This is a genomic window from Prevotella sp. TF12-30 (assembly GCF_003436715.1).
GTDB classification, from domain to species: domain Bacteria; phylum Bacteroidota; class Bacteroidia; order Bacteroidales; family Bacteroidaceae; genus Prevotella; species Prevotella copri_A.
Map to the genome: position 1 here is coordinate 1 of NZ_QSQJ01000059.1, position 11,891 is coordinate 11,891.

The 11,891-nt window shown below is 43.0% G+C and carries 8 protein-coding genes; 5 read left to right on the plus strand and 3 right to left on the minus strand.

The features are described 5' to 3' along the window. The 5 genes from DXD25_RS15150 to DXD25_RS15170 all read left to right on the plus strand — a co-directional run. On the plus strand, nt 1-6,621 hold a 6,621-nt coding region (locus tag DXD25_RS15150; protein WP_199540961.1), incomplete at its 5' end, for a toxin TcdB middle/N-terminal domain-containing protein. 4 nt (nt 6,622-6,625) lie between these two features. Next, complete coding sequence (locus DXD25_RS15155; protein WP_006045139.1) at nt 6,626-6,886, plus strand: hypothetical protein; 261 nt, start codon at nt 6,626-6,628, stop codon at nt 6,884-6,886. Between the two features lie 119 nt (nt 6,887-7,005). Then, nucleotides 7,006-7,332 (plus strand): RHS repeat domain-containing protein, encoded by a 327-nt coding sequence (locus DXD25_RS15160; protein ID WP_233522343.1) that lies wholly within the window; start codon nt 7,006-7,008, stop codon nt 7,330-7,332. 322 nt (nt 7,333-7,654) lie between these two features. After that, entirely contained in the window at nt 7,655-9,064 is a 1,410-nt protein-coding gene (locus DXD25_RS15165) for a C10 family peptidase (RefSeq protein WP_117664231.1), read from the plus strand. A gap of 62 nt (nt 9,065-9,126) precedes the next feature. After that, a complete protein-coding gene (locus DXD25_RS15170; RefSeq protein WP_147327944.1) occupies nt 9,127-9,843 on the plus strand; it encodes a hypothetical protein in 717 nt (238 codons plus the stop codon). Between the two features lie 70 nt (nt 9,844-9,913). Here the strand turns inward: DXD25_RS15170 and DXD25_RS15175 are convergent, their stop codons facing one another. The 3 genes from DXD25_RS15175 to mobC form a co-directional block, all read right to left on the minus strand. Beyond that, entirely contained in the window at nt 9,914-10,663 is a 750-nt protein-coding gene (locus DXD25_RS15175) for a hypothetical protein (RefSeq protein WP_117664235.1), read from the minus strand. 32 nt (nt 10,664-10,695) lie between these two features. After that, nucleotides 10,696-11,646: a relaxase/mobilization nuclease domain-containing protein gene (locus DXD25_RS15180; RefSeq protein ID WP_117664233.1), complete on the minus strand. Its 951-nt coding sequence runs from the start codon at nt 11,644-11,646 to the stop codon at nt 10,696-10,698. Next, nucleotides 11,643-11,891 (minus strand): plasmid mobilization relaxosome protein MobC (gene mobC, locus DXD25_RS15185; protein ID WP_117664236.1); only part of this gene is annotated, 249 nt, incomplete at its 5' end. The genes mobC and DXD25_RS15180, both read right to left, overlap by 4 nt.

An 11,891-nucleotide genomic window follows, 5' to 3' on the forward strand; every position in this document is an offset into this window, starting at 1 on the left:
TCTGTTGCCGTCAAGCGTGGTGACAGAATCTATTTCCGTGTGCAGTCTGGCTCTGAGGAAACAAGCAACGGCTCATTTGACAAGGTGAACTGGTCACCTGCCATTACTTACGCTGGCGAGTCAAATATCTTGCCTAACGGGCTTTCTTCAACAGAGTACAAACCTGAGGATGGTGCCATCTACGATGTGAACACCTCCGCTAATGTGGAGAATGGTTCAAGCGTGGAAGTTCACAGTGCCTTCCACAAGCCTGTAACAACCGACGATGTTGTTCTCAGCATCATCGGCAGCAATGACAAGAAAGACAGTGACGGAAACGACAACCCGAACTATATCGAGAAGACGGTCTTTGCTCAAACATTGAAGGCTGGTGAGGCTTTCAATGGTGATTCTCTCAACATCAGTCTGGAGAATACAGAAAAGCTGACCAATTTCAGCTTTGAGATTTCATCCACCTCAAATGTTGATTGGAAGAGCATCGGTTGGCAAGCATCCGTAACTTACAAGGATTCTGCCAATGTTGAGCAGACCATGTCAGTTCCTGCACATTACAAGACTTTCGCAAATGCCTTGGCAGAGGGCAAGCCATACTTGACCACAGCGACTGATACAATTATGGTTGTGTCACCAGTGCTTATCCTTTCTGACAATTCCATCAATGGCCAGATTACTTTGACTGCCAAGACAGAGGATGCACTTGTTGGCAAGAAGTCTTTCACTATCGAGAATGGCATTTTGAAAGCCGATACTCTGCGATTTGCAACAACCACAGGAAAGAAGTTATGGTTTGAATACAGCTATCCTGCAACTATCTCGGATGAAACTGTTACTTCTGCCTCTGTTTCCATTCAGAAAGATGCGGCAGGTCTTGTGACAGAGAATGTCCTTGCTGGATTCTATGCAGAAAGCGATAATCTTGGCTTCGGTATGCTTTACCGTGGCTGGGGAGGTTTTGTCTATAACTCTGCAGAAGGCAGATATGCAAAGCCTATTGACGAGTCATTGCTGAAATTGCCGGAAAACGAGAACGACAAGGTTGATCCTCTCACAATGGCATTCACTCCATTGGGCACAGACCAGACCTCTATGGACAAGTGGGTCGGTCAGCGACAGGACATCTATCTTACTGCGACCGAGGCAAGCACAGCCCGATTGACCGAGCAGGATGTACTCCTTACCAATCCTTTGGATAACAATGCGGAGGTGGCAGGACTTGCAGGCGAATACTTGCAGGGTACTGGTGCGACAGCTGTAAGCCAAGTGGTATCAAGCAAGAGTACCGTTGTGCAAGGAGGTGCACTTGGCATTACCCACAACAATGCAAATGGCAGTTCCAAGACGGAAGTTGCCATGATGGATATGAATGGTGACGGATTCCCGGACATCATAGCTGGTGGTACTATCCAATACACCAATTCGCAGGGCGGATTGAGTGGAGAAATCTACAAGGGTATCGGAGCTAATAACTCTGACAATGCTTCTGAAGCATGGGGATATGGCGGCAATCCAGTAGCTTCTGTGTCTGGCATTACAAAACTTATCTCAGGAAGCAAGTCTTCCGCACAGAACCAACAGAGTTCATGGCTGGCTCAATTCTCCATTTCCGGCAGTGCGCCAAAGAATACGGATGAAGCTGTAGAGTCATTCATAGATATCAATGGCGATGGACTACCAGACAAGATTCTTTCCGACAAGAAAGTAAGATTAAATCTGGGCTATGCCTTTACTGAACCTATTGATTGGGGACTTGACCGCATACAGAGTGGTAAGAGCCTTTCTTATAATATTGGCGCAGGTGGCGATGTAAGTCATGACTGGGGAAAATTTGAAGATAAGAAATACCAAGGTATAACCAAGGCTTCCGGTAGCTTCTCAGCAGGCTTTGGTCTCGTAACCTCTGAAAGCGAAGAGGAGTATAATCTTATCGACATCAATTCTGACGGTCTTCCTGACAAGGTATGGAAGAATGGTGACGGTATCACTGTTGCCCTCAATACAGGCAATGGCTTTGACGAGCCTATCAGTTGGAAGGGTGCAAGTGCGCTTAGTGAATCAGCCTCTACATCAGAGTCTGCAAACGCAGCGTTCACTTTGACCATCAACATTCCTGTCATAAGCATCAAGATTTCAACCAACCCTGGTGCTTTCACCTCACATAGCATCAACCGCCCTACCTATTCATTGCAGGATGTTGATGGTGACGGTTATCTTGACATCGTTGAGTCTGAGAAGGAAAGCGAGTTGAAGGTTACACGCTCTGCCATTGGCAGAACCAACATGTTGAAGTCAGTCACCAATTCCTTGGGCGGAACTTTCACATTGGACTATGCCCACACCACTCCGACCTACGGCCTTCCTGGTGGCAAGTGGGTAATGTCTGCCCTTACCGTTGATGATGGTATCCATGACCACGGGCCTGTAATGACTACCGCCTTTGAGTACAAGGACGGCAAGCGTGACCGCCATGAACGTGAGTTCCTCGGTTTCGGTGAGGTCATCACCAAGAACCTTGACACGGAAAAAGGCAATTCTGTTTACAGACAGGCTGTTGAGAACTACGATGTAGCCAACTACTACACGCAGGGCAATGTTACCGCCACATCCGTAGAGGATGCCAACGGCAACAAGTACACCGAGACAAAGAACCGTTACGACAGCTACTATCTGACTGCCGACGGTGACAAGTACACATTCGCAAAGCGTGACGTGAACCTTTGGAGTGACCGTGCATCTGCATTCGTACCTCTCCGCTATACGGCAAACTTGCAGTATGAGGGAGCGGCAAACGGTGTGATTACATCCGAGGCATGGAACGAGTACTACCTCAATGGCTATCATGGTGAGTTGAAGTCCTACAAGTACAGCGACAAGGGCAGTCTTGGCGAGGACGGAAACGGCAAGTTCGATTATGCGACTGCTATCAAATATACCGACAATGCAAGCAAGCACATCTTCGGACTTCCTGTTGATGTGACTGTTACAGGCGGTGACGGCTCACTCTACCACCATGTGACGGCAAAGTACAACACCAACTATGCCAACCACATCACCCAGATTACGCAACAGTTGAATGACGGTGCGGCAGTTACTGATTACAAGTACGACTCTTACGGCAACATCATCCAGAAGACCCTCCCTGCCAACGGCAAGGGACAGCGCATGTGGTACAAGTACCGCTATGAGCCGGAAATGAACATGTATGTGGAGCGTATTGACGATGCGTGGGGCTACCGCAGCGAGCAAGGCAATTTTGACTATCGCTATGGTATAGCCAAGGAGCATCGTGACCTCAACAACTTCTACTACGAGACTGATGTTGACGACCTCGGTCGCATTACTGGCGTGCGTGGTCCTAACGAGTTGGCTACGGGTGTGCCTTATGCCATCGCCTTTGAATATCAGCCTTGGGCTACCTTTGGTGAGAGTGGCATTACCGCTCCTGCATACGCCGTGACCAAGCACTATGACATCCAGCACCCTAACGATGACTTGGAGACCGTTACATTCGTTGACGGTTTCGGAAGAGCCGTGCAGGTGAAGAAGGACGGTGTTGTGACAAGTGCATCCAAGGGAAGCTCTGCCAAGGACGAGAACGTGATGATAGTCAGCGGAAGAAACGTGTATGATGCTTTCGGACGTGTGGCAAAGTCTTTCTATCCTACAACGGAAGGAACTGGATCGAAGTCCACGTTCAGCAAGTCATTTGACAATGTATCTCCAACGGTTACTGTTTATGACGTGCTCGACCGTGCTACCTCAGTGACATTGCCGGACAACTCTACGACAACTACGGCCTATACTGTTGACAACGGCAGTCATGCACTTGTTACAACCGTAACAGACGCACTCCATAATGTGCAGGCTACCCATACCAATGGCAGTGGCAAGACCTTGAAGACCATCCAAAAGAGCGGTCCTGACGGTGAGATTACCACCTCATTTGAGTATGACGGCATACAGCGCCTTGTTCGTGTCACCGACACGGAGGGCAATGTAACGACCTCTACTTACGACATGGGTGACCGCCGTACAGAGGTGAACCATCCTTCAAGCGGCATTACAAGTTTCACTTATGATGCTCTCGGCAATGTGCTTACAAAGCAGACTGCCAACCTTGCAAAGGAAGGCAAGTTCATCACCTACGATTACGACTATCAGCGTCTGACGGGTATCAACTACCCAGATCATCCGGAGAACAACGTGAAGTATTACTACGGTGGCCGCAACGCCTCTCAGAACCGTATCGGTAGATTGATGCTCCGTGAGGACGGAACAGGTGCCATTGAATACTTCTATGGCAAGATGGGTGAAGTCACCAAGACTCGTCGCACGATGATTGTGCCTAACCAGGCGATAGCAACTTATGTGACGCAATGGACTTATGACAGCCACAACCGTCTGTTGGAGATGATTTATCCTGATGAGGAGAAAATAACCTATTCTTACAATCTCGGTGGTCAGCTTGAAAAGGTTCATGGCTACAAGTCATACGGCTACGACTATGTGAGCAAGATTGGCTATAACAAGTTTGAGCAGCGCACATACTTGAAGTATTGCAACGGTGCTGAGACCTTCTACACTTACGACCCACAGCGTCGCAGATTGCAGAACCTCACGGTGAATAGTGGTGGCAACACCATTATGGACAATGCCTATACATACGATGCGGTGAGCAATGTGCTCAGCGTGGTAAACGGTGCGTCAGTTCCACAGAGTGGAAAGGCTGGCGGACAGATGGCTCATGCCTATACATACGATGCCCTCTACCGTCTTGTCAGTGCAACTGGTACTTATACTGGTGCTGACAACAAGACCGCAAGCTACACTCTTGCGATGGGTTACGACAATATGCACCGTATCACATCAAAGCGTCAGATTCTCACGCAGAACAATGTGCAGTTCAACGGCACATTGAATGCAGGTTATGATTTGTCATACACCTATGGAACAGAGACAGGCAAGAAGTTCCAACTCGCCAATGTGAAGGATGTGAACTACCGCACGGAGGAGACACCTTCAGAAAGCGAGAATGTGAGCAACAGCCATGCCTATGAGTATGATGCCAACGGTAATCTTGTTTATGTCAATACAAGCCGTACAAAGAAGGATGGCATGGCTGACGAGAAGACCACGGAACGCAAACTCAAATGGGATGAGGAGAACCGTCTCCTTGCTTCTGACGACAATGGCTTCGTGACCAACTATTGGTATGACGCAGACGGAGAACGCACGGTGAAGACTTCGGGCGAGAGTGACCAAGTCTATGTGAACTCTGAGTTTGCAGGAGGCCGCACGAACACCGCCAAGTTCTCACTCTATGTATCACCTTATCTCGTTGCCAACCAAGGCGGACGCTATACAAAGCATATCTATATAGGTAGTCAGCGTGTCGTTTCCAAGATTGGTGACTTCGATTCTTACGGATCAGACCCACGTCGCATCCAGTATGCAGGTAGTGAGACTGATGGACTTTCTGTTGACTATAAGCAAAAATATGTCCAGCAGTTGCAGGTTATCAAGGATAATTATGCAACCTTTGCAGTGCCGTACAATGGCGAGGACAACAACGATTATGTCGATGGCAAGGGATTCTGTTGCAATGACGGCAGCTTGGAGGCTGCGCAGGCACGTGTTATGGCACGGGCAGCGAAGAACAACTTCCAAGAAGGCGATGCATACGAGAAGATGCAGTTCTACTACCACCCAGACCACTTGGGTAGCAGTAGTTACATTACCAACCTTGACGGTGAGGTGGTGCAGCATATAGAGTATGTTCCTTTCGGCGAGGTCTTCATCGAGGAGCGCAACAGTGTATGGAACACGCCCTATCTCTTCAATGCAAAAGAGTTTGATGAGGAGACTGGTCTGTACTACTATGGGGCACGCTACTATGAACCACGACTCAGTCTATGGATATCAGTAGATCCAATATCAAATTATGATCCTCGAAACAATGAAAATTATTTAGATGGAGAGCATAATTTGGGTGTATATAATACGTTTAATCTTGCTCCATATGGGTATTGTTATCAAAATCCTATACGATTAATAGACCCGAATGGGAAACAAGTTGATGCAGTGGATTTCGTCCCATTTTTGGGTAGCGGAAGAGATATCTATAGAGGCTTTAGGGATGGTGATATCTTAACTGGAGCCATAGGAGTTGGCGGGTTAATTGCTGATGTATTTACCTTAGGTTCAGGGTCTGTAGTTACTGGAGGAATAAAGGCTGGCGTAAAGGCTGGCGTAAAAACCGCAGTAAAACAAGAAATAAAGCAAGCCGCTAAAACTGAAACTAAAGTTGCGGCTAAGGCGTTAACTCAAGCATCTAAGCAAGGGTTTAAGTCTGCTTCGGAGTTAGGTATTAAAGATGGAATGAAAACGACATCAACCAAAGCTTTAGAGTTAGGACAAGAATTCCTTGGGAAAGGCTACCGAGAAGTTGGTCCTGGTAGATATGTTTCAGCCGATGGAAAACGAGTTTTCCGCATGGGTGACAATGATATTTTAGGTAAACATGGAGGTGGACCTCATGTGAATTTTGAAACACTGAAGCCAAATCCCAACAAACCTGGAAAGATGATGGTTGATCAAAATTATCATGTTTTCATAAACGAATAATAGAATGAAAAAAGTCACATTAAATGTTCCGAATTATTCCCCTGATACCGGAGTGGCACTCAATTGGGAAGGTAATTTCACAATTAAGGTCTCCGATATAAATGGGAGCGTCTCAATTGAGGCTAATACCGAGGGATTAGTTTCTTTAGCAAATCACTTGCTAAATTTATCCCAATCATCGGTTCCTATAGGAACTCATCTTCATCTTGATGAGTACAACTCTCTTGAAGAAGGATCTTTAGATTTAATAATCGAAAAGATTTGATTCCAATAAGTCTGTTTATGGGTCTGACAATACGATCCATAAACAGATTTATTGTTAAATCAAAATCTGTTTACCTTTCCTATACTTATACTATATGTAGAATCTAACGCCTTGTTGTTGTGAACGCTAGTGTCAATATATATATACAGGCTTTCGTCGCGGAATATTTATCTGGCCGCAACGCATCCCACAACCGCATCGGTCGTCTGATGCTCCGTGAGGATGGAACAGGTGCCATCGAATACTTCTATGGCAAGATGGGCGAGGTGACAAAGCCCCGCCGCACGATGATTGTGCCTAACCAGGCGATAGCAACCTACGTGACGCAATGGACTTACGACAGCCACAACCGTCTGTTGGAGATGATTTATCCTGATGAGGAGAAAATCACTTACTCTTACAATCTCGGTGGTCAGCTTGAAAAGGTTCATGGCTACAAGTCATAACAAAATCTTTTATTAATTGAATATCAGTGGATTAAGTACTTTAAAAAGTGTAACTACTAACGATTTAGAAACAAGCTATATTCTTTTTCTTTCACAACTTTGCAATATACAAAGAACGCTTCGATTGTGTGTACACAAGATAAATCTAATTTCTGGAAAAATGATAGTTCAATGTTACTATTAGAAAACTTTAATATATGCGGTTGGCATTTCGTACTAATTAAGTTAAAAGATGTAAATTCAATATATTTAAGTGCAATGTTTTGGTAAAATTATCGTTTATAATAAAAAAGTTATTAATGGATTTAAAATATTAAGGATTATGAAGAAAATCTTTTTACCTTTGATTTGCGCTTGCGCATTTCTGTCATGTACAGACACTGAGGACTTTTCATCTTCAGACATTGCGAGTTCCAAAATCGAATTTTCAGACGAGGAATTAGCAAGTATAGCTTTAGACAATCCAAGAACATTAGATGAAGAAGAAGTTCTTCAAATGGTGCTTGATTTTTCGCACTCGGTGAATGGAAATACTCGTAGTGCAAGTGCTCCACAACTTTCAATAGAGTCTAAGTACTTTGTCAAAAATGCTACAAACCTTGTTACACGTAGTGGTGGATTAAGTTTTGACAGCATACCTATGTGTCGAGTTAAAGTTTCTAATTCAGGACAAGAAGGATATGCTATTGTTTCTGCAGACGAAAGAAACGCAGGTGTTATCGCCTATGTTCCAAATGGAAAATTCGAGAATCGTGATGAAACAGGTGCAGGAATGATGCTTAAACTATCAGAGGCTACTTTGATGTCTGAAATTTCTGAATATCAGAGTAAAAGAATTTCATCGTTAAAGAAAATAGCAAAAGTTCTTGGCAAGGATTCCGTAAATAAGAATGATATTGAAAAGGTGTTCAATACCAAGCAGATTGGAACTCGTTCTGTTGCTTACGAAAAGCCTCAAAGTCGTATAATAAAATTAATCGGTCCTGTGGCAAAAACGGAATGGTCACAAGATGAGCCTTATAATAGATTGCTTCCAAAAGCATATGTACCTGTTGGTGAAAAAGTTTACTTCGAATCTTACTATCCTGCAGGATGTGGAATCATTGCTGGTGCACAAGCCTTAGCCGCAGTTGCGCCAAATATAAAAATCGGTGATGTTGATATTGATTGGAATTATTTAACAGCACAACCTGCAATAGGTTATTATGGAGACTCTAAAAGCATTAAGATGGTTACAACTCTCATAAAAGATATGTATGAGAAAACAGAGAGTCATCCTAATTATATAGAACGAGAATACGGAAGATATGAGGATACATCTATTCCTACAGTTGGTAGTAGTTCTACAGGTTCACTAGAGTTACTTAATTATTTGAAGAATTATGTATCTTGTGGACAATATTATAGTAAATATGCTCCAGACCCATTACTTACAACAATTAATGTAAATGAGAAAATGCCATGTGTTGCTATAATGGGAGGAACACATGCTGCAACAGCAACAGCTAAAAAGGGGTCACATGCATGGGTGATAGATGGATATGCAATATGTCAAAAGACAACAAGAGAAATTTTAAAAAGATATGACCTGTATTTTCATGCCAATATGGGATGGGGAGGTCCAGATAATGGCTATTATAAAGTAAATGCCGATACATCGACCGATTTTGAAACCTCTTTAGGTACATACAATATGAATTTTTGGGAAATTACAGAAATTCATAGTAAATAAATATAACTCATTCTATAAGCGGAAGTCTTTATTATTGACTTCCGCTCTTTAATGTTGGCATTATGAAAAGATTTATCATATTTAGTATATTTATTTCTGTTTTCATTGTATCATGTAATGAAAGTAGAGATACGATTAGCAAAATCGAAATGGAAAGATATCTAGAGTGTCCTATAGGTGAAATAAGTCAAGTCACATTACAAGGAAGTGGAGACTATAAAATTAATGTTGAAGATGCTTCTATTTTAAATATTAATTACTCACAAAATACACTAACAATTAATCCTATAACAAAAGGTATAACTAAAATTTCAGTTTATGACAATATTACAAAAAATATAGCAAACAGTACAGTGAAAATAACAGATGCATATTGTACTTTTCAAGTCGGCAATCCAGTCCGTCCCCCCTTTTCTTCAACAGTATATATATATATGGTCTATAATTGCACAAATGATTTATATATGTTTGACAATAATTTTAACCTCATAGAAAAAGGGCATTACTTATTTGAAAAAACAAACGAAAAATATAGTTTGACTTTTTCTTTCAACAATATTTACAATGGAGTTAATGAGCTACAATTAGACCTAAACAATAATAATCCTGCATTATTGAAGAAATTAGAGTCATTGTTGGTTAATCATACACTTGCAGAATCTACATGCAACGCAAGAAGTGAAAATCCAATAGTATTAAATGCCAAGAACAAAGAAAACAACATTGTATATTATCTTATTTTAAAAAAGAAGAGAATACCTTACTATTTTTTAAACTAATAGAGAAAAATCAAGAGGCAAAATTAAGATTTAGTCCTCTTGATTCTTATTCTATATCCTTGATGAAAAACTATTTAGAGCACCCTATAACACGTTTAATCATCTTTGATTCTTCCCAAAGTCTGTTAGCTACACTATCTTTATATGCCGCTATTTCAACCATTTTATAGTGTTGAAGAATAGAATCCTCATAAAAAGCAACACGATTTCTTACTTCATCAATAATGTTCTCATTTCGGCATACAGTGAAGTTTTTTTCTATATAACGAATATTAGGGTCATCGGATGGAAGCACCATCTTCAAAGCCCTATATTTCAAGTCCGCCTCCTCCCAATCTTGGTAATCTCGCCATTGGGTGAGATTGCCCCAAATGGATATGACAAGAGATAGAGCCAAGCCACCAATGAAAAGAAGAACATTCTTTGAGGTTGGCTCGAAGCGATGGGTTACAACCTTCTTTTGAGGTGATTTGTTCATTACTTCAAGTTTATCTTGCAATGTCTTTGAGAAAACATCATTCCCTTGTCTCATCTGCTTGACTGCATCAACCAAGAACTTGCTTCGCTGCTCATTTTTGCCAAGTTCAACCTTAATAAGGTCAGCAAAAACGATAATGGCATCTCTTAATTTGGATATTTTGCCTCTGACTTCCTCTTCTTTGATAAACATCGCATTGATTGACTTATCCAACTTGGTTATGTCATTACTTGCAGGAACGGTTTCCGCTCCTGCGTTCTTTGTGGAGACAGAAAGTTCATCAACTTTCTGCTCCAATCTCTCAACTGTGCCGTAGATGGCTTCTAATAGTTCTTCTTTCATGTTCGATTCTAATTTTAAGTTTGTAACTTGCATCAAAGGCTGAAGCCCTTTCTGCGTTTTTTCTTTTTCTTCTTGGCAGATTCTTCCTCTGGGAATGGCTCATAAGTTTGGGCATTAGACGGAGCGAACAAGCCGATGGAAGAAATACCACTCCAAGGGTCTTGGGTATGTTCTGCCGTTGGTTGAGTCTGTTCTACTTGGTGACAACTTGGTTGTCCTCCCTGCATAGATTCGGCTCTTGGCGATACACGATTATACTCTGTGCCAAGTCTTGCATCCAACTTGCCAAAGCTGCATTCTCTGCAAATCTGCGTACCCTTGAAGCTATATCCATCCTTGCAGAAACGGATGCCTTGAACCTTGGTCCGCTCCTTGTCCTTATAGACAAGCTCCAGGTGAACACCTCGTTTTTCAAGCTCACTCTTGAACTTTTGCCAGTTATCTGCGACTTTCAAGGCATCTTTAATAGCATTGTGAATCTCATATTTGGCACGCTCCGCATTGCGTAACTTGCGAGTATTAGTCTTGCTCTTATCCGTTCCGTAAGTCAGCCCATATTTGGATTTTAGGACCTTGGTAACTTGCTCATTACGCCTGTAATCATTCCTGTCTGATATGAGTTTACCCTCATTGTTGATGCGGTTATACACGACATGACAATGTGGATTGTCCGTGTTGTGATGCCTTACGATAATGAATTGGGTATCGTTGATACCCATCATTTGCATGTATTCAAGGGCTATCTTAGCCATGAAATCATCCGTCAAACGTGGCTTGTCCTCTGGCTTGAAGCTCAATGCAATGTGTCCCACAGGCTTCTTAATCCTTGGATTTAGTTGCCTCTGTAGCTCGAAACTTTGCGTTATCTCGGCATTCGTGCCGAGTAACACTCCATCGGATGCAAGGATTTTCGCCTCGTCCTTGCCTGTAACATAGCGGATGCAACCACCAAATGAGCTGCCTTTCTTTAGCTTGCCTATCATGTGGTATCCTCCTTTCTGCCCATACTGCTTAGCTTCGGTTTATAACTTGCTTGGCGATACTCGCCAAGGATTTCTTTCAATCTTCTCAACAAGTCCACCACATACACATGAGTTTCATGGAAACCTCTCTGATGCGACAGCTTGGTAAGTTGGTTGAGGTTGTTCGCCATGCCTATGAGATTCTTAGCGATGGCTATCGTCTCAGCGTTGTGTCCGCTGACCACCTCGCCGTTCAAGGCGGACTC